Annotated in this window: 29 protein-coding genes and 1 tRNA gene; 5 read left to right on the top strand and 25 right to left on the bottom strand. The window is 63.2% G+C overall.

Going from position 1 to position 17790, the window contains the following annotated elements:
- The 25 genes from AC0L3B_RS14505 to AC0L3B_RS14385 form a co-directional block, all read right to left on the bottom strand.
- Nucleotides 1-696, bottom strand: coding sequence for a transcription termination/antitermination NusG family protein (locus AC0L3B_RS14505; RefSeq protein ID WP_473380570.1), 696 nt, complete (start codon nucleotides 694-696; stop codon nucleotides 1-3).
- 390 nt (nucleotides 697-1086) lie between these two features.
- Nucleotides 1087-4524 carry a phage/plasmid primase, P4 family gene (locus AC0L3B_RS14500; protein ID WP_473380569.1) on the bottom strand — a complete coding sequence of 1146 codons (3438 nt, stop codon included), beginning with the start codon at nucleotides 4522-4524 and terminating at the stop codon, nucleotides 1087-1089.
- Nucleotides 4524-4832, bottom strand: coding sequence for a hypothetical protein (locus AC0L3B_RS14495; protein WP_473380568.1), 309 nt, complete (start codon nucleotides 4830-4832; stop codon nucleotides 4524-4526). The genes AC0L3B_RS14500 and AC0L3B_RS14495 overlap by 1 nt, the downstream gene beginning before the upstream one ends.
- A gap of 10 nt (nucleotides 4833-4842) precedes the next feature.
- Nucleotides 4843-5259, bottom strand: coding sequence for a hypothetical protein (locus AC0L3B_RS14490; protein ID WP_473380567.1), 417 nt, complete (start codon nucleotides 5257-5259; stop codon nucleotides 4843-4845).
- Entirely contained in the window at nucleotides 5259-5561 is a 303-nt protein-coding gene (locus AC0L3B_RS14485; RefSeq protein WP_473380566.1) for a hypothetical protein, read from the bottom strand. Before AC0L3B_RS14485 ends, AC0L3B_RS14490 begins: the two co-directional genes overlap by 1 nt.
- A 1-nt stretch (nucleotide 5562) precedes the next feature.
- Nucleotides 5563-5817 (bottom strand): hypothetical protein, encoded by a 255-nt coding sequence (locus tag AC0L3B_RS14480; RefSeq protein WP_473380565.1) that lies wholly within the window; start codon nucleotides 5815-5817, stop codon nucleotides 5563-5565.
- A 5-nt stretch (nucleotides 5818-5822) separates the two neighbouring features.
- On the bottom strand, nucleotides 5823-7667 hold the full coding sequence (locus AC0L3B_RS14475; RefSeq protein WP_473380564.1) for a ParB/RepB/Spo0J family partition protein: 1845 nt from the start codon (nucleotides 7665-7667) through the stop codon (nucleotides 5823-5825).
- Between the two features lie 15 nt (nucleotides 7668-7682).
- Nucleotides 7683-7844, bottom strand: a complete 162-nt coding sequence (locus AC0L3B_RS14470) for a hypothetical protein (protein WP_473380563.1) — start codon at nucleotides 7842-7844, stop codon at nucleotides 7683-7685.
- Nucleotides 7837-8187: a hypothetical protein gene (locus AC0L3B_RS14465; RefSeq protein WP_473380562.1), complete on the bottom strand. Its 351-nt coding sequence runs from the start codon at nucleotides 8185-8187 to the stop codon at nucleotides 7837-7839. The genes AC0L3B_RS14470 and AC0L3B_RS14465 overlap by 8 nt, the downstream gene beginning before the upstream one ends.
- Nucleotides 8184-8405, bottom strand: coding sequence for a hypothetical protein (locus AC0L3B_RS14460; protein ID WP_473380561.1), 222 nt, complete (start codon nucleotides 8403-8405; stop codon nucleotides 8184-8186). The genes AC0L3B_RS14465 and AC0L3B_RS14460 overlap by 4 nt, the downstream gene beginning before the upstream one ends.
- A gap of 313 nt (nucleotides 8406-8718) precedes the next feature.
- On the bottom strand, nucleotides 8719-9798 hold the full coding sequence (locus AC0L3B_RS14455; protein WP_473380560.1) for an MT-A70 family methyltransferase: 1080 nt from the start codon (nucleotides 9796-9798) through the stop codon (nucleotides 8719-8721).
- Between the two features lie 3 nt (nucleotides 9799-9801).
- A complete protein-coding gene (locus AC0L3B_RS14450; RefSeq protein ID WP_473380559.1) occupies nucleotides 9802-10533 on the bottom strand; it encodes a hypothetical protein in 732 nt (243 codons plus the stop codon).
- Entirely contained in the window at nucleotides 10523-11512 is a 990-nt protein-coding gene (locus AC0L3B_RS14445; RefSeq protein WP_473380558.1) for a DUF5131 family protein, read from the bottom strand. Before AC0L3B_RS14445 ends, AC0L3B_RS14450 begins: the two co-directional genes overlap by 11 nt.
- On the bottom strand, nucleotides 11512-12123 hold the full coding sequence (locus AC0L3B_RS14440; RefSeq protein ID WP_473380557.1) for a J domain-containing protein: 612 nt from the start codon (nucleotides 12121-12123) through the stop codon (nucleotides 11512-11514). The genes AC0L3B_RS14445 and AC0L3B_RS14440 overlap by 1 nt, the downstream gene beginning before the upstream one ends.
- Before the next feature lie 2 nt (nucleotides 12124-12125).
- Nucleotides 12126-12296: a hypothetical protein gene (locus AC0L3B_RS14435; protein ID WP_473380556.1), complete on the bottom strand. Its 171-nt coding sequence runs from the start codon at nucleotides 12294-12296 to the stop codon at nucleotides 12126-12128.
- Entirely contained in the window at nucleotides 12293-12622 is a 330-nt protein-coding gene (locus AC0L3B_RS14430; protein ID WP_473380555.1) for a hypothetical protein, read from the bottom strand. Before AC0L3B_RS14430 ends, AC0L3B_RS14435 begins: the two co-directional genes overlap by 4 nt.
- A complete protein-coding gene (locus AC0L3B_RS14425; RefSeq protein ID WP_473380554.1) occupies nucleotides 12619-12957 on the bottom strand; it encodes a hypothetical protein in 339 nt (112 codons plus the stop codon). The genes AC0L3B_RS14430 and AC0L3B_RS14425 overlap by 4 nt, the downstream gene beginning before the upstream one ends.
- Nucleotides 12957-13283, bottom strand: a complete 327-nt coding sequence (locus AC0L3B_RS14420; protein ID WP_473380553.1) for a hypothetical protein — start codon at nucleotides 13281-13283, stop codon at nucleotides 12957-12959. The genes AC0L3B_RS14425 and AC0L3B_RS14420 overlap by 1 nt, the downstream gene beginning before the upstream one ends.
- A complete protein-coding gene (locus tag AC0L3B_RS14415) occupies nucleotides 13280-13522 on the bottom strand; it encodes a hypothetical protein (protein ID WP_473380552.1) in 243 nt (80 codons plus the stop codon). Before AC0L3B_RS14415 ends, AC0L3B_RS14420 begins: the two co-directional genes overlap by 4 nt.
- Nucleotides 13523-13694: 172 nt before the next feature.
- On the bottom strand, nucleotides 13695-13934 hold the full coding sequence (locus AC0L3B_RS14410; RefSeq protein WP_473380551.1) for a hypothetical protein: 240 nt from the start codon (nucleotides 13932-13934) through the stop codon (nucleotides 13695-13697).
- A gap of 7 nt (nucleotides 13935-13941) precedes the next feature.
- Nucleotides 13942-14271: a hypothetical protein gene (locus tag AC0L3B_RS14405; RefSeq protein ID WP_473380550.1), complete on the bottom strand. Its 330-nt coding sequence runs from the start codon at nucleotides 14269-14271 to the stop codon at nucleotides 13942-13944.
- Between the two features lie 16 nt (nucleotides 14272-14287).
- Nucleotides 14288-14365: transfer RNA gene (locus tag AC0L3B_RS14400), tRNA-Met, on the bottom strand.
- A 299-nt stretch (nucleotides 14366-14664) separates the two neighbouring features.
- Nucleotides 14665-14922, bottom strand: coding sequence for a hypothetical protein (locus AC0L3B_RS14395; RefSeq protein WP_473380549.1), 258 nt, complete (start codon nucleotides 14920-14922; stop codon nucleotides 14665-14667).
- A 66-nt stretch (nucleotides 14923-14988) separates the two neighbouring features.
- Nucleotides 14989-15132 (bottom strand): hypothetical protein, encoded by a 144-nt coding sequence (locus tag AC0L3B_RS14390; protein ID WP_473380548.1) that lies wholly within the window; start codon nucleotides 15130-15132, stop codon nucleotides 14989-14991.
- Between the two features lie 427 nt (nucleotides 15133-15559).
- Nucleotides 15560-15778: a carph-isopro domain-containing protein gene (locus tag AC0L3B_RS14385; RefSeq protein WP_473380547.1), complete on the bottom strand. Its 219-nt coding sequence runs from the start codon at nucleotides 15776-15778 to the stop codon at nucleotides 15560-15562.
- A gap of 88 nt (nucleotides 15779-15866) precedes the next feature.
- On the opposite strand from AC0L3B_RS14385, the gene AC0L3B_RS14380 reads away from it, so the two are divergent.
- The 5 genes from AC0L3B_RS14380 to AC0L3B_RS14360 all read left to right on the top strand — a co-directional run bounded on the left by AC0L3B_RS14380 (nucleotide 15867) and on the right by AC0L3B_RS14360 (nucleotide 17788).
- Complete coding sequence (locus AC0L3B_RS14380; protein ID WP_473380546.1) at nucleotides 15867-16205, top strand: helix-turn-helix domain-containing protein; 339 nt, start codon at nucleotides 15867-15869, stop codon at nucleotides 16203-16205.
- Between the two features lie 49 nt (nucleotides 16206-16254).
- Nucleotides 16255-16554, top strand: a complete 300-nt coding sequence (locus AC0L3B_RS14375) for a hypothetical protein (RefSeq protein ID WP_473380545.1) — start codon at nucleotides 16255-16257, stop codon at nucleotides 16552-16554.
- Between the two features lie 97 nt (nucleotides 16555-16651).
- Nucleotides 16652-17062: a hypothetical protein gene (locus tag AC0L3B_RS14370; RefSeq protein WP_473380544.1), complete on the top strand. Its 411-nt coding sequence runs from the start codon at nucleotides 16652-16654 to the stop codon at nucleotides 17060-17062.
- A 4-nt stretch (nucleotides 17063-17066) separates the two neighbouring features.
- Nucleotides 17067-17489, top strand: a complete 423-nt coding sequence (locus tag AC0L3B_RS14365) for a hypothetical protein (protein WP_473380543.1) — start codon at nucleotides 17067-17069, stop codon at nucleotides 17487-17489.
- Nucleotides 17490-17572: 83 nt separating this feature from the next.
- The gene (locus tag AC0L3B_RS14360) at nucleotides 17573-17788 is read left to right on the top strand and encodes a hypothetical protein (protein ID WP_473380542.1); all 216 of its coding nucleotides are present in this window, start codon (nucleotides 17573-17575) and stop codon (nucleotides 17786-17788) included.
- Nucleotides 17789-17790: the final 2 nt, after the last annotated feature.

The raw sequence follows: 17790 nt of genomic DNA, 5'->3' as shown, positions 1-17790 counted from the left end.
CTAGGAGAGGCCCAAGGCTTTACGCAGTGACTGATTCCGTTCGTCTGAGTCAAGCTGTAGTAGACGATCGGGGAAAGCTGACCACGAATATGTCGCGACCACCTCGTTGTCACCGTTTTGCCGTTTGCCACGCGTGCGCTTCTTTTCGGGAAGCCGACGCTCGCCGTTCTCGACTGCCCTGATCAGGTTGATCAGCTCATCGCTGACAATGATCGCGCGCCGCCGCGCCGCAGATTGGGCATGTCGCTTGAGAAGGGTTGCGCGCTCACGCGAGACGCCGATCCCGAGAGCTATTTCATCAACGGTTCGTGCACCGAGCTGTAGCAGCACCATGTCCGGCTTAGATGTGATGATCTGGGACACGCCAGGGATTTCAGCGATACGAGACCAGTGCTGGTCGATATCCCAGACAAACACGAAAATGTAGCCCGGAAAGAGCAGCGACCGCCGCGTAACTTTTCGGCCACGTCGCACCTCGACGATTTCCTGTTCCGGGACAAATATCCCAAAACGGCGTTCCATCAGCACCTTCTGCACATTGTGCTGAGCAGGTTCGTAAGCTTCGATCAGATGCCAGCAGGGCCTCCTCCCCTCGATAATCTCTGCATTCCGCGGATCGTAGCTTTGCGCTGGCCTGAGAAGTTCAGCACGCACGTCCGGCGACAGGTTTTCGAACGCTTCCGCGATCGGCTTCATTCGGTAACTCCAACATCTCGATTTTCCCTGTCGATTTGCTGGCGGTCGGAAACTGTACCGATCGGGTACAGTTTTTTGGAAGAGCGATTGCCCAGATCGCTCTTGGGATGATCTCGGGAGGATTGAATTTAGGTCACTCAATCCTCCCGTTAGTTTCAAGTCATTGGTCTTAGGATGTTTTTACTTTCCTCTTGGGAGGATGGGAGGATTGGGAAGAACTCTACGCATACAAAGGGACATCAGTTATTCGTTTTGTAGTCGCTACGCGCGCGCACGCCCGCGCATGTGTATGCGGGAAGAAGCTCCCGTTTTACCCGCAACCTCCCATCGTCAATAAATCCAACATCTTAAAGCCGAATCGATTCTTCCCATTTCGGGAGGTTGGGAGGATCAGATCTCGTCATCGACCGCGTTTCCGTTGTCACCATCGCCGCCAGACACCCGAATTGGGTTGCCTTGGGAGTCGACGAAGTCGTTGACCGACTTGGTCAGCTTGAGGTCGAGCCACCACACGACGTCGCTTTGCTTGCGCTCATACCCGCGCTCATCCATCGCGAGAGAGAAACCGCGGTTCTTCCACGGCGTCTCACCGGACGATTTGCACCAGGCCTCATAGACCTGATGAAGGACGGACGACTGCACGCGATGGCCGGGCTCCTTGACGGTGCAATTCTCGAGGAAGCGGCCGAGCACGTCCGACGTCGAGAAGTACTTCGCCGTCGCGTCAGTGACCTCCTGCGGCTCGGTCAGGCCGTTGTCGAGCCATGAGCGAAGGCCATCGAGCATCCAGTTGAGAATGCCGCTCGCCTCGGCGCGAAGCTTGTCGGCCAGCTTCATGTCCCGCTCCTCCTTTGGAATCGTGACGTTGAATGGCACCAGCAGCAGACGGCTCTTGATGCCCTCGTCCGTTCCCGACAGCGTCGGCTTGTAATTGCCCTGGATCGTCAGCTTGAACTCGGGGAAGAAGGTGAAGAAGTCGCCCTGCAGATGGCGCGCATCCATCGGCTCGCCGCCGGTGACGAGCTTGATCAGCGCCTCGGCGAGCTTCGCATTCTTTTCTGGTTCGGATGCCCGCAGCAATCGGATGCCGGGCAACTTCGCCAGATCGGGTGTCGCCTGGCCGCCGGCGCGGACCTTGCCCTGGTCGAGAAAGGTTTCGATCGGGACGCTCTGCGCATAGTCGCCGGCGACGTGTGAGACCGCATTGACCAGCACGGATTTGCCGTTGCGGCCTTTGCCGTAAAGAAAGACAAGTTTGTGTGCGGAAGTATCGCCGGTGAGCGACAGACCGAACCACTGCTGCAGGAACAATCTCATCTCGAGATTGGGCTGCACGCGCGCGAGGAACTTTTCGAACTCCGGCGCCGTCGCGGATGGATCGTAATCGACGGGCGACACTTTGGTGATCATGTCCGCAGGGCTGTGGGCAGCAAACTGGACGTAGTCGCCGTCATCCCGCTTGCGGATCACCAGAGTGCCGTTGTTGACGTTGATCTTCATTCGGTCAGCATCGAGGTGGCCGATGCCGACAGAGAGATAGGGTGCTCCGCGTTTCGACAGCGCGCCGAGCTTCTGCGCCGACTCCGACGACCGGCCCCATCGCGCGATCTTGTCGGAATATAGGGTGGCGCTGCCATCCTTCTTGGTCTCGACCACAAAGTCACGGGCGCCATCCTCGGCGCCGTCTTCGTCGCGATCGCCGCTCGCAGCGACACACTCGGCCTCTTCCTGGATGGATCGCACGGTTTCGTGCTCGGCAATCATCACCCTTTCAGCACCGCTTTCGCTCGACCAACGCCGGTTATCCCATGCCAGCCAGCCTCGCTGCCGGCCCGGCGAGGTCGTGGCGAGCGCCGTATTGAATAGCAACCTGCCGCGCTGTCGCTCGCGAAACCGTTCAGCGTTGCCGAGGTCGGTCAGCGGAAAGAACGCCAACCGCATATGGAGCGCATCGCTATCCTCTGGTGGCGCCTCATCGCCTCCCCCGCTCCCCGCTGTCGCAGCAGCCTCCGGCCAATCTCCCATTTGGGAGGTTGCGAATTCGTCGCCCTCTGCGGGGGGCGCGGGGGACGGCGACGGCAAGGCAGCCTGGGAAGATGGCGGCGGCGGGTCCTCTCGATCGCCGGGGAAAGAGACCACATTGTCGCCCGCCTCTCGCGGGCGCCCATCCTCATGAGGTGCTCCAAGCGCCGCTGAAGCGGCGCGTCGCACCTCGGCCAGATCCCGGGGCGACTTCCTGCCAAGCTTCAGGCCAGCGGCGATCGCGCTCTTGACGGCCTTCGCGCCCATGTCGCGGATAAAGCCGACACCGGCGGCTGCATCCTCGAGCGAGGCCTTGGCGAAGCGCTCGTCGATCGCGCCGGCGCCCGCGAGCTGGCCGAGCTGCTCGGCGATCGCCGACAGCATGGGCGCGCGGTCGTCGCCCTCCGCCGCGCGGATCTGCGCCAGGCCGGCGTTAAGCTGCTCGAGTCCGAACTTGCGCTCGGCCTGTGCGAGGGTTGCGGGGTCGACGTCGGCCTCTGCCTGCGCATGGTCGGGCAAAGGCACGTCGCCTTCCGGCGCCGCATCGATGATGCTGGCTATGCGCTCGAGCGCGGCCGCGATGGCGCCTTGGTCGCCCTTGGCCTCTCGCAGCAGGTCGTCAAAGTCCAAACCGTCTGGCGCCCAGGCGACGCGAACCGAGCGTCCTGGCCTGGCGTACCTCGCGGCCGCGCGTGCCATTGCAAGCCTGGTCGTGAACGGGTCGGATGTTGAATCACCGAGCAGCACGAGCTCAGTGACGCTATCCGCGATGATGATCGCAGGCTCCGTCAGATCCGGCACGGCGCCCGGCACCTTGATTGGCCGCCCGCTTTTCTCGCTCTTGAGCGTTGGATGCGCGACCGTCGCCACGGCCTTGCCGGCCAGGTTACCGAGGTCGCACGCCGACCAGAAGGCGGCGCCAGACAGATCCTGCCCTCTGGCATCGAGTGCCATATAGACCGCGGTGGTCTTTTCGATCGCTTCGCCCAGCACCAGCAGCGTCGGCGCCGGTGGGCCACCGAGCGCGATGTAATTGCCCTGCTTAGATCCCCGCGACTTCTTCGCGTCGAGCAGGTCGCCGTCGTGCTCGAGCTGCAGCTTGCCCTTCTCTCGATCGAGATCGAGGTATGTGAAATGCAGGCCCTGGAATTCGCGGTCGGCGCTGATGATGGGCGCCACCATGGCAGGTCCACGGTGCACGATCGTGTCCTTATCAACGTGATAAGGCATCGCCTCGACACACTTGATCGGGGCCGCCCGATCGAGAGGTGCGGGCGGAAACACGAGGCCGCGTATGCCGGCATAGAGCTCAGCGGACGATCCTGCGAACGGATGGGCCTGATTGTAGATGTCCCGGACCGTGCGGATCTCGCGGGCTCGGTAGATATTGTCATCCTCGCGCCGCCGGCGATCCCGCTCGGCCGCCTCGGCCTTGAGCTCCTCGGTCTTCTTGCGGGTCTCTTCCGTGATAACGCTGCCGCGCTCCGGAGGTGGCTCGCCGTTGATCATCTCGCAGGCCTGCAAGAAAGATACGCCGCATGTGTGCATCACCATGGTGATGACGTCGCCGCCGGCGCCACCCCGCCGGCAATTGAAGATGCCCTTGGCGGGATTCACCGCAAAACCATCGGCTTTCCGCTTCTTGCCCTTGGCGTCAGAACCGCCACCACAGAGCGGGCACGCACCGACCCATTCGCGCGATTTCTTCGTGAGATTGGCCTTGACGTCGCCGCCCTGTGCAACATCCAGAATCTTGGCGTCGGCTGCGCGCCGGCGCCAGGCTTCGAAGGCATCGTCGATTGCCATCAGTCCGAAACCTCAACGTCACCGGCTGCATCGTCTTCTGTCGGCGCCGCCGGCGCCGGCGTCGCACTCTCGACGGCCAGCGCCGCCATCCGCCGCTTCAGGCGATCGAGCAAATCCTGGTCGCTGTTGATGGCGTCGATCAATCGCACCATGCCGGCGAAGTCGTCGCGGCGTTCGACCTGGTATGGCTCCGGCTCCTTGATGCGGCCGTCCTTGACCCAGTAGTCCTGGGTGATCTCGATGCGCTCCGCCTCGAGCATGGCAGTGCGCTGCATGCGGACGAGCGTGGTTTTGCCGGGAGGCTTCATCGTACCAAGCTCACCTTTTGTCGCGCGCAGAATCGATCGCGACGCGCACGGACAACGCCGGGGCGTTGTTGTCCGTTAGCGCTGCGCGATTATGGTTGATGTCGAATTTCCAGCCGTACCTAGAACCGTTGCGCGCATTGGCGCGTTGGTTCACGGCGTCGAGCCAGTCAAGCCGATCGGTGTCGGCCTTGACCGGGTCCGCGGCGACCAGCGCTCGCAGGTGATCGCGCTCGGCGCGGAGGTTGGCCCAGACGTCGTCAAAGGATGTGTTGTCGGAATAGCCCTCCGCGCGCTTCGCTTCGGAGAGCCAGCTTGCTTCCTTCCGCGCGTTCTCTTCGAGCACAACAATCCGGCGCATGGCCGCGCCGGCCGCGCGATCCGCCTCGTCCCGCTCCTTTAGCAGTTGGCCTGATGTTTTCTCGCGCATCAATCCGCCTCGCGCCCGGAGGCAACCAGCTGCCCGGCGCCCGCGCCGATCGGCACGACCCCGGCGGCATTGAGCCAGTCGTTGATCTTGATCAGCGTAAGGCGCTTGGCGTCATCGATGTCGTTTGCGGGGCGCCAGCTGGTGGCCGAGGCCTCGGGCAGGCTCAGTCGGAAGCAAGCCCGGTACCGGCTGCCGTCGAGCGGGCTGATCTCGCCGACCCGCACCTTGCCGAGCATCACGGCCTCGCGGCCGAGCGTCAGCGGCTCGAACGACACCACGCCCTCATGTGCCTCGCCCGCCATGCTAGTCCTGCCTCGGAATGTCGCCGACGTAGACCGCGACCGGCGGATGCTGATTGCCGAGAATGCGCAGCACCACGGGCGCGCCGCAGACGATCGCGGCGATCTCCTCCGGCGTCGGCAGCCAGGCCGTCTCCATCGCCGGCGTGCGCGGTCCGTTGACCGAACAGTCTATCGTGATGTCGCGCAGCGGCAGGCCGAGATAGCCCTGCCGCTGACCGATCACGCGCGTGGCATCCTTGATGCGTCCGATGTGCATGACCGTTACTTCTTCTTCGCCGGCTTTTTGACAGGCTTTTTGGCCGGGGCCTTGGCGGCTCTACGAGCCGCCGCAGCGCGCTTCAGCGGTTTCAACGCCTTTTCTGCCTTGGTCAGTGCATCATGCATCGCAGTCGCGATGTCCGGCTTGGCGCCCTTGGCATCAGCCACCGGCTTTTTGTAGCCCTCCGATCCCGGCCCCTTGTAGTGAACGGTGCGGAGCTCCTTTGGCAGCCAGCCGGTCTTCGCCAGATTATCCAGCGCCCACTTCCAGATGTCGGCTTTCGTCTTGCTGGCCAGCCTGCGCGCCTCGTCTGGATTGATCGCCTCGCTGATGGCCTTCAACACCAGCGGCTTCGGCGCGTTGGAGAAATAGTCCTTCGCATCAAACCGCTTCGCCATCGCGGCGTTGAAGACGTTCTCATCCAGCGCCTGTCGGATAGTCGGCAACTTGGTCCGCACTCCGTCGGGCATCGAGTAGGCCCGATCGGGCGTGATCATGCTGCAAATCGTCTTGGCCATGATCTCGGCCAGAGGTGATTCCGCAAGGAGAGGATCCCCGGCGATCGCGTCGCGCGTCGCCGTGATCAGCTGCGCCTCAAGGCGCTGGCGAAGGGCGTTCGAGACGACCTTGGATTCCGGCGCGGGCTTACCCTCGGCCGCAGCCTGGTTCGTTGCGGCTTTCTTACGCTCGGTCCGCTCGACGGCAGCGGCCGCTGCCTTTTCCTTCGGCTTGATCTTGCCGTACTCGACCTTGAGCTCACCGTTATGATCGATATCGACCCAACATCCGCTCTTGGCGCGCATCTCCTCCGTATAGGCCCGATCGAGAATTGCCGTCTGGATCTCCAGCAGCTCAGCGCGCGCCTGGACCTGGTCCGGGGTCATCTCGCCGATCATCAGGCTGTTGTCGTCGCCGATGATGTGATTGAGCTGCTCGATCCGGGCCTCTTCGTCCGCCGTCGGTGTCGGCTCGATTTTCGTCGAGCCGTAATCCCAAGAATTGTTCGGGCGCCCAGTGGTCGCAAACGACCAGCCCTCGCTCTTCAGCCGCTTGCAGGCCTCCTCCAGCTTGTCATCGGCGAGCTTCTTCAGAAGCTTCTCATCGGACACCTTGTGGCGATGCCCGAACAGGTCGCGCGTGATGATCTTGCCTTTTTTGGCCTCATAGGACTCGGTGCCCACGAAGCGCAGCAGATATCCGATGTTGTTGGGATCGACCTTGAGCTCGTCCTCGACTTCGTCCGCGTCGATCTTACCGTCGCCCCAGTTTTGCTCGGCGACATCGTTGCGGAGCTTCTGCAGCACCTTCTCTTGCTGCGCGTGATCGGCGGCGAGCGTGAACGCCTTGGCCGCCTCTTCATCGAACTCTCCCGATCGCCAAGCCTGACGGACCAGCGGCGACAAAGATCCCATGGCCAGCCGCTGGCGGATGTACTTGACCGTCAGGCCGTAATGCTGGGCGATCTCCTCTTCCGTCTGACCGCGCTCTTTCAGCTTGGCGAACGCCTCGTACTGGTCGACGGGATGGAGCTGCTCGGCCGTGATCGCGGTGGCGAGCGAATACTCGAATGCCTTATTATTGTCGACCTGGTGCAGGGTGCAGCCGATCGGCTGGTCCGCGCCATCGCCGTACATCATGCGGAAGGCGGCCAGACGCCGGTTGCCGTTGGCGACCGAAAAGAAGCCGTCGCCGGCATCCTTGACGACGAGGTTTTCGATCTGGCCGTTGGCGTTGAGGTTGGCGGCAAGTGCGGCAATGCCGTCATCGCGGCCGGCGACGCGGGCATTGATGCCCTCGCCGTCTTCGTGGCCGAACTTGAGCATCTTCAGCGGGACCTTGATATCCATGGCGGCGGAATCCCTTCAGGTTTTTGGGGGTGAATGTTGACGGACGAGTTCGGCACTCTCGCGGTATCGACGGCGCAAGATCTCGCGCGTGCCTTCAGGGCCGTTCGATCCGAGCGGGATCAGCACCTCGAGCATGGCGATCTGGTTGAGCAGGATCTGGCGCTCGATGTCAGTCATGGCCGACCTCGACCAGGAAAGCCGCGGCGCGGCCGAGCGGCGAGGCCGGCGAGCCGTCCGGGTTGCGCTTCATAGCGTGGAAGATGTCCGCCGGCGGGCAGCCGTACTGCAGCAGCATCGACATCAGGATCGCACTGTCGGAGACCAGCACGTCGATCGGCGAGTTGACCTTCTGGGCATTGAAAAAGACTTCGGCGATCGGACCGAAGCGCATCGCCGTCGCGCCGCAGCTACCGTCGCACAGGACCTCCCGGCCGAGCCCAACCTTGTAGCGTTGGCCTTCGTGCTCCATCGCGATGGTTTCGTGGCGCCGGCGGGTGGCGAGGCGGTGACGATGGGTCAATTGTCGAGCCCCTTCTTTTCGCCGCCCATGACGATCCGATCGCGCACGGTGCGCAGGTCGGCGATCACGTCTTCGATGTGCTCGCAGTTGATCACGAACTGTGCGTGCGCTTGATCCTGCTCGTCCAGCAGATGAACATGCACGGAGCGGCAGGCCGGGTCTTTGCAGCTTCCGATGCCGGTACTGTGTGCGTTGAAAAATGAGAGCTGTGACGTCATGCCGACACCCCTCCAAGCGAGATCGACTTGCTCGAAGCCTCGACCTGCCTGCGATCGAGGGCGCTGCGGCCCGGAAGCGGATCGCCGAAGAATGCGGCGGTCAGGGATTGGTGCTCTGCAGGCACTGGCCGTACAGCGCGAGCCGCGATATCCGCGCGAACGCGTTCTTTGCCGCGTTCGTTCTCCCATTTCGAACGCGAGCTTTTGGGCTGGCGCCCCAGTGCCTCATCGATGGCCGTCCAGAGAGCGCCTTCAGCGCGCATGCGCTTGAGAGTGGCCCATTCTTCCTCGGTCCAGACTTTCCGATTGACGCTCATGCTACGGCCCCCGTCCATTGGAGTTCGTCACCCCAGCTCGTCCATCCCTTGCGCGGACGCCTTGCCTGGAGCTCGAGGTAATCGCCTTCGGTGAGGCGTTCGATGCGATCGAGCCATTCGTCGGGCTTGCGGGAATGCTCCATCACCGGGGCGACGATCAGCTGACGCACATCGGCGTAGAGGCGTTTGGGGTTGCCCTTGGTGGCGAGCCAGCACTGCTCAGGGTTGGCGCGGGTCCAGTAGCCCTGCCCCATGTGCCAGGTGGACTTGTCCCACAGGCTCAACGCCTCATCGTCGCCGTTGGTCTTGATCCAGGTGAAGGCCGTGGTGATGTGCTTGAAGCCGTAATGGGCGATCAGATCGAGCGCGTCCTGCGGACACCAATCGACCATCCACATGTAGAGCGCAGAGTCATCGGCGGCGAGATTCCCGACCGGCAGCTCCTTGATCTTGTCGACCTCTTCGGTCTTGTAGTGGATGTTCGCCGACCGGCCCTCACCGGCCGCGGATCTGGTCAGGAATTTCCACTGCGGGTCCATGCCGATCGAGCCGAAGCGCTTGCCGGTCAGCGCCAGCGCGCCGAGATCGGCGACGCAGCCGCCGTTCAGGGTCCGGGCGGCATGTTGTGCGCGGCGATCGGCGATCTCGGCTTCCTTGGTCGCGGCTTGAATCGGATCGACCAGAATGGCGCCGCCGCCGCGGACTTTCTCGCGGGTGTGCTCGATCAGACGCTCGAAGTGCTCGTCATCGAGCGCCGCGGCCTTCTGCGCCCTGGCCGACAGCTTGCGGTCGACGCCGATCTCGGTGAGCGTGACCCGCTCGCCTTCGGGATCGTCATTCCGCCGGCGGCCTTCCGCGATCTGGCCGGCTTCCTTGGCGGCGGCGAGCAGGATTCCCAGACGACGTTCGGTTCGGGTCTGCAGCACGATCGCGTCCTCGAGCAAAGCCTTGTCCTGGATCTGCCGGGCATAGAGCTTCACGTGCTGCATCTCGTCGCGGATCGAGAGCACCTCGTCGACGCGGGTGGCCTCGGCAAGCGCGACTCGGGCGCGATCGTAGGCAGCGAGCTGCGTCATCGGCTAGACGTTGTCCTTGAGCTGATAGCCGACGCCCTTGACGTGATTGACCGTGAGCCCAATCGACGGCAGGGACTTCTTCAGATCGGTCGCCAATGCGATCACCATCACCTGGGCGCTCGAAGGCGCTCGGCCGTCCCACAGCTTGTCGATGATGAAGGGGAGCCCGACGGCATTCGGCCTTGGCTTCGCCAGGATCTTCAGGAACTTGGCTTCACGCGCGGAAATCGCGACCGTCTTGCCTTTGAAGGTGATGCTCTCTTCATCGTCGCCAGTGTTAATGACGACGTTGCCAAACGTCTCGCCGGCGGATGTCTTCGGCGCGGCCGGCTTTGTTGTCGCCTGGGATGACTTCGCGGGCGCCGCCAGCAGCTTTGGGCCATCATCCGGCGGGATATCGACTTCAATGCCGCCGTCGACCAGGCGGGCAGCCGTCCTCTGCTGCTTGCGCTGCAGCGTGCCAATGGCCGGCACCATGCCGAGCTTGAAGAAGAACGCCCCCGTGCGCTTGAATTCGCGTGCGCACGGCACGCCATCCTTGTCGTGCACGATGCGGAGCTTGCCGGCGTCATCCTCGGTACCGAGCAGAACGGCAAAGGATGCGTTGGCCTTGAAACCGGCCTGCTTGATCAGCTCAGCCGAGACCGCAACGACGGTGTTGCCGCGCGCGCTGATCGACAGACCAGCCGGTTGCTTGGTCTTGCCGACAGCAATCGTGATGCGTTCAAACGCCATTGCGAGTCTCCGTGATTGGAAATGAGTTGTGCTCGACGCCGTCGAGAAGACGACCGGCTGCCTTCTTGCCGACGCGTGCGACAAACTTCGCTCCGGCGTCCGGATAGAGCTCGGCTGCCCTGGCGACGTGGGGATGTGCGGCAATCGCTTGCCATCCGGAGTGCGGATTGCCCTTGGCATCCTCCGGGGTTGAGGGTGCCCATTCGCCCCACTGCTTGAAGAAGAAGGCGGTGCCGGTGTCAGTGCACTGATTGCGAAGACGCCGCGGCCAGTCGGGATGCATCGAACGGGCACTACGCCCGCTCTCTCCGCCGACGATGACCATGTCTATGCGGTGCCGCTGGTGTTCGTGCAACGCATCAAAATGATCGTGATAAGCTGGCAACCACGGCAGCCTGCCTGCGATATTGCGCAGGTTGATGGGTCCGAGCAGCGGCTCGAGCGAGAGAAAACGTATCGCCGCGGGCGTCGCGAGCAAGTCCGGGATCCGCTCGTCTGCCTCCTGCTGCCGCTCGGCCGAGACGCCGAGCCAGACGTTCGGATGAGGCCGCTGGATTCCATCCGAGCCACACGATAGGCCTCCGACGATGGCCCTCATCCGATCGGCGCGCTTCGTCAATAGCTGAAAGGTATGCTGCGGACACGCGCGCATGACGCTGAAGATGGCCGTGATCCAATCGACTGACACGAAGTCGGCGAAGATGTCCGTCATCGAGCCGACGAAAATCCGGCGCGGCTTCTTCCAGCACAGGGGTTGAGACAGCATGTCCTCGTCGAGGAATATCTCGATGTCGTCGCGGTGACCGGGCTTGAATGGCAGACCGGTGCCAAGACGCTTGTTGAAGCCTTCGGCATAGCAGTGCTGGCAACCGGTCGTGGCGTGCTCGCAGTGCCAACCGACCTTGCCGGTGTCGATGTTACGTGCGCGGATCGGATTCCAGCTCGCGTCGGTCCATTCGATTGCGGAGCGGTCTGCCATCAGCCGATCTCCGCGATGGCCGCATCACGGGCGGCGTTGAGCTCGGACATTTTCTCGATCGAGCCGCCGGCGCGGTCGGGGTGGTAGTCCTGCGCCAGACGCTTGTAGTTGGCCTCGACCACGGCCCGGGTCGCGCTGCCGCCGACCTGCAGGATGTCGCGCCAGTGCTTGCCCTTCGGCGCCGGCAGCGCCTGGAAGCCGGAGAAGGTCGCGCGCACCAGCGCGAGCGTGCCGTGGCGAAGCTCGACGCGGCGCGCTTCGATGATGTGATGGATCGCCTGCAGGTTCGCCGCCGGCGTGTCATAGCGGTCGACGGGGATGCAGACCTGCAGGCCGTCCCAGGCGAACCAGACCGCGACGCCGGGATCGGCGGGGCGATTGCCGGTGTTGATGGTCAGCGGGTTGAAGTCGATGTTGCTCGACAACACCGGGAATTCGATCTTCTTGCCGCTGTCCTTGGCGAACAGCTCAAGGCTCTTCTTGACGTTGCGCAAAGCGGTCTCGAAGTTGGTCTTGAACGAGCCCGAGACGCGGCCCTGCTTCCAGCGCGGGAAGCCGGACGGCCACTGCAGGGGATAGGCTTGCGCCTGGGGTGCGGAGTGATCGGCCACGGTTACACCCCATCTTTCAGGACGAGCGCGAGATCGGCGCGATCGAGCATGGCCTTGAAGGTGTCGACGGAGCCCGGCATGCCGAGCGCGCTGCCGGCCGCATCGCGAAGCGCGGCGGCGAGACGCCGATCGACCTCGCGGCGGATCTCTTCGGGCAGCAGGTTGACGCTCATCGCCGCGTCTCCTCGGAGACCGCGCGCTCATTGCGGAGCGCCTGCCATGCGGCACGCCGCAGCAGCGGCAGCGTGGCGCCGATCAGCATCTGCCAATAGTCTTGCGATTGCGGCTCGGCGAAGTAGGCCTCGATCGCCGTGCACATCACAACAGCCGGGCGCGTGGCGCGGATGCCGTCGCAGGGCGAATTGTCGGCGTGCTTGATCGCGGCTGCGACCTCGGAGAAGCCCGCCGGCAGATGCGTCGGGATCTGATGGACCGGACGCCGCATCATGTCCTCGGCGGTCGCGATCAGCACGGTCATGTGCTCGGAGAGCGGCTTCATGCGCGGTCCTTCTCGATCTGTCGGCTTTCGTGGCAAACGAGTTCGACCAGCGCGGCCATCACGGCGTGCCAGCGCTCTGCTCGCGTGTCGGTATCGAGCGATTCCGGGATCTTGCGACGGGCTGCCCTCATCATGGTGATGGCGAGCAGCTGGACCGGGACCAGGAACGTGCTGGTCTCAGGTGTCTCGACCACCAACAGATCAAGAAAGAGCCGGTCGGCGTTGTCGGCGAGCTGCTGGGCGGTGTGGCGGCCATCGAGATAGGCGGTCGCGTAGGCGACGGCGTGGCCGGCGATCAGGTTGGCCTGCTCGGCGCGGGTGAGATGTTGCTGCATCACGCCTTCCTCTTGGGAAAGGTGAGAACGACGGCCGTCCCCGACAGGGATTGGAGAGCAGGACGGCCGCCGCCCTCATTCCGCTGGTGGGCAACCGCGGCGGAATTCGAACGAAGTGGAATGCCCCAGGCGCGGAAGTCGCGCGCCACCAGGTGGCGCTCGCGTGGGACCGTCGGCATCTCGCCGAACGGATAAAGAAACGGGTCACCCGCCTCCGCCTCGAGGCGACAAGGACGGCCCCTCTGGCGGGCGACCCGTAGCGCGCCGGCTAAGAGCAGCGCGATCACGATGAAGGCGACGGAGAGTGCAACCATCAGAATGTTCACCGGCGGGCCCTCCGCTGCCGGGTCCAATGCAGGACGACGCCGAGCATGCCAGGCCAGCCGAGGATCAGCGTCAGGGTGATGATGATGTTGGCGATGCCGTCGATCACCTCGCCGCTGCCCGAAGGTTCGTCATAGACGCGCGCCAGGTGGCCGTAGCTGTAGATCACCATCCAGACCAGAGAGCCGATCATGGTGTAGGCGAACAGGCCGGTGATCAGGTGATGCACGATCGGAGACATCGAACAGCTCCATGGTTCAGGGACGCAGAAGCTCGCGTCCGGAAATGACCGAACGGGTGCAGCTGCAGGTGATGTTGGGATACGCTGGTGACGCTTACTGGGAACTGTGAGGCGCGCTAACGGCAGCGCGGCCTGTATTTGCCTTTCTTCGGCTTTTTGGCCTTACGAGCCATCAAGCCTCCGAGGTCGTTTCGTCCGACTTCAATTCGCGCATGCGCTTGTCGAGGATCCAGACCAGGTCTTCTCCCATGCCGACGCTTTGGCGGGGCAGCAGGCCCAGCACGATAGCGAGATTGTCGTAAGCGTCGGCCTTCGGCTTCAGCTGATCGACCTGCGCGCGCAGGCTTAGGATTTCCTGCTTGCAGCGGGTCATCATCTCGATGGCTTCACGGTTGTTGATCGAATCCCTCACGCGCCCCTCAATTCACCCGAGCCATGCCGAGCACGGCGCGCATCTCCGGCGAGAGGCGCCTAGCGGCATCCTGCCCCGACGGGCTGCGCACCCACTCGTCACTTTCTTCCTTGGTCGCATCGAACTCACCAGCGGCGACGCGCGCGGCGAACTTCGTGAAGCCCGCGCCCGTCAGCTCTTTGTAGAGCTGGGTGACCGGACATGCGTAGGTGTCGGCGTAGTCGTCGAACTCGCCGGTCTCGGCGCGCTTCGCGAACCCTTCGTACTGAACCTGGTGGCGTGTCGAGAGCGCGCCAACCTTGCGCAGCTCGGCGGCGAGCTTGTCACGCGTTCTCACGCCGCCCTCCGTGAATTGGTTGCAGGGGTCAGATTCGAACTGACGACCTTGTGGTTATGAGCCACACGAGCTGACCGGGCTGCTCTACCCTGCATGAAATTGGTTGAGCGTCTCTCCGCCCTGTCACCACTGTCCCGGCCTGCAAGGCTTGTGGTTGACCCATCTACGGCCCCGGGATGGAGCATGGCGCTAGTGCCTCTCGCGCTTCCGATGACAGAAAAAGAATTGGCACTGTCAAAGCTGGTTGCGGCACTCTCTCCGCCCGTCGCGTCCATTCCCTCAGACGTTGCAGTCCGCGACCCGACCACGGACGATCCTACTCGAACCCATGCAGGGCGGCCCGATGTCGCGACCGCTGATCCTGCGTTTGCCTTTGGTTCTTTCGCTCGGGATTCAGTCGTCGAGCATCTCGACGTGTACGACAGCGGCGACGCGAGCATTCGGCTTGCGATGGCCGTCGATGATGAGCTGTGCGCCGCGCTGCGAGAGCCCAGCGCGCTGCGCCAGGTTGAGCGCCGGCTTGTGCGGCCAGAGGGCCCGAACAACTGTTCCAAATTTGTTGCGCCGGGCCGACGTGATGTTTCTTGGAACACATGTTCCAATGTTCTCACTCGACACGGAGCGCCGCCGTGCTGTTGATTCGCCACCCATGACATACCCCCTACGCAACGCAACACTGTCGATCGAGCTTGAAGCGCGCCTGCGCAATGCAGCGCTCTACCTGAGGCGCACCAGGATATCTGCGACGACGGCGCAGACCGCGTCACCGGACGGGCGGCTCCTGCCCGACAGCCAGCGCTTCGCAGTCGAACGTCCGCAGCCGGTGCGTTGGGTGAGAAATTGTTCGGTGCGGCGGGGCACGGCGAACCTCGTAAGAGCGCCGAACGAGATTTTTTTCGGCCCATTTCTGGACCCGTTTTTGGCCCTCGACGTTCCGCGGCGGGAACTGGATGGCACGACGCGCCGTCTTGAATCACGCCCCATAACGCAACACTCCCATAAAACGCGATTGGTTCAGTTACAAATCCAGCTACGCAACCTCGCAGCGCGATGCACGCTACGTGCTGTGATGTTTCATCGCGGCACAGCGATGCACGATGATCACCGTTTGCCGCGCCGCATCTATGGTCCAATTGTGGACCCACGCATGCCGCGATTCCGTTTGCACTGTGTCGCCTTGTCGACACAGAATAGCCGCGCAACCGGCGGGTGCACGGAACGACATCCCGCCTTATTAGTGCGGGGGAAATTGCGTAATGGGAATTTTGGTTCGCCTTCCGGTGCGGCGTCATGCCCGGGCCTCTTCGGTCGCCTTGAAACCAAAAACGACTGGGGAGGCTTCAAGACCTTGTGCCGCTAGCGCATCGCGCACTGTGAGCAGATTGCCCTTAGAAATTTTTCCGCGCGCAACCCAATTGCTAACCGCCGATGGGCCGACGCCACAAAGTTCCGCCGTCTTGGCGGGACCGCCGAGCGCCTCAATGACCTTATCGACCGAATCAATCATGGAATCTAAATATTCACGTTCTGTGGAGTCGTCAACAGTTCACGTATTGGGAATAGCCACAAGCTGTGAACAGTGGCTGAATTCCCCAATGATTTCAGACCGGGACTTTCATATTTCCGTGGGGCAACGCCTCAAGCGGCTACGCCTTGCGCTGGGCAAGTCGCAGCTTGAGATCGCCAAAAAGCTCGGTGTCGGCCCCACCGCGGTCTCGAATTACGAAAACGGCACACGCGCCGTCGATCCGTTCCATGCCTACAAGCTCAAGGCTGCCTATGGCGTCCCCTTCGAATGGATCTTCAGCGGAGACGAGTCGACCCTCTCACCTCACCTGGCGGCAAAACTTGACGAGCCAACCAAGCCGCGCGGGATTACTGCCCCGGAGCGGGCGGCCGCCGCTCCTCGCGCGAAAGCGCGTCAACGGGGCTAGATTCGGGCTGTTAGCAGCCTTGCTCGGCGCGACATGGCCGATCAATCCTGTGGCCGCACAGGCCGTGAGGACGATCTACACGATACCAAACACCGTCCTGTGCGTATCACCCTTCCAGATCAAGGAAGGCAAGACTGCCGTCGCGGCACAGGACGAAAAATGGCTGCGAGAACTCGGTTGCATTGAGACGCCGGCAGGCCTGCCAGTGATCGTGATCGACGTGAACCGCCCGCTCAAATTCTTTCAGGTTCGCGTCCAGCCGATCCCCAGCGGCCCCGCAATGACCATGTTCGGATCGCTATTCGATTTCACGGAGCCGGCTGCGCCGCCGAACGCGCGGCCCAAATAGCGAAATTCTAAAACTTCACAGTTTGTGGATTTCTGATTGACAACTCCACATTCCGTGAATAGCCTGCCTCCCGTGAAACGCCTCACGGGAGCCTTCCATGCCGTCCGCCAAGCCGAAAGCCGCCCAGGCAGTCGCTCCCGCGATCGGCGACTACGTCGTGCGCCCCGCGTATGACGGCACCTGTGGCGCCCGCGTTCTTCGCAAGACCGGCGAGCGCTATGACGACCTCACGCTGCTCGGCACCTATTGCGAGACCGACGAGGGCGCCAAAGCCCTTGCATCGCTCTTGAACGACGCAAAGCAACTCGCCCATCGCTTCCATCTCATCAGCACCAGCAAACCAACCCCCAGCCACCTGCCGGAAGAATGGGTCAAGCACCTGATCGTTACGGCGGTCGCCCGGGCGATCGACGGCCGCGCCCGCTTCCGTTCGGCAGCGGCGAGGCTCGCGAATATGCCGAGCAGCTCCGGCTGCGACATCACCACTCAACCAGTGCAAGGAAAGTAGCGTCATGCGTACCATTGCCCACTTCACCAATTCTGTTTCCGCGAGCGTAGCGCCTCGTGGTTTCGGCCGAAGGGCCGTCGTGCCGACCAGCCCCGGCATGACGGCCCTGGTGCTGGTGCGCCATGGCCAGACGGCCAAGGCGATCCTCGTCTCCGATTGCGGCATTGCGGCCAAAGCCGTCTGGGTGCCGAAGGCGATGGTGACGATCGAGGTGCCCTCGGAGCGCGGCATCCTGATCGCGACGATGTCGAAGTCGTTCGCGGAAGCGAAGAACCTGCATCCGCGCTTCATCGATCCCACGCTGTTCAACCAGGCCACGCGCGAGGTGCTCGATCGCGCCGTCGCGCGCGCGGCCACGAAGCGGAATTTCTACCGCGGGCATCGCAGCCCGCATGCCCGGAACGACAGCCAGAACCTGTTCGCCTGATCACCCGCGCGGCCGGGCGGCGGCACGTGGCGTACCGCCGCCGCCCACCTCGCGATTTTCTCAACCGCCAGAGGACCACCGCCATGCAAATCGCCCGAATGCCGGCCCGCCACGCCGAGCGCCCTGCTAACATCATCAGTTTTGTCGGCGAGCGCGAGATCGGCTGCGTGATTGCCACGATCGCGGACCCGTTCGGCACCAGCGCGCGCTGCGCGTTGAGCCCGGATGGTCGGCACCATGCCATCGGATCGTGCGGCGACGTTGTGTGCTGCCACTGCGCGCGCATCTTTTGGGCCTGATG

The organism is Bradyrhizobium sp. Kon56 (assembly GCF_055807635.1).
This window is presented reverse-complemented; position numbering and strand designations above follow the sequence as displayed.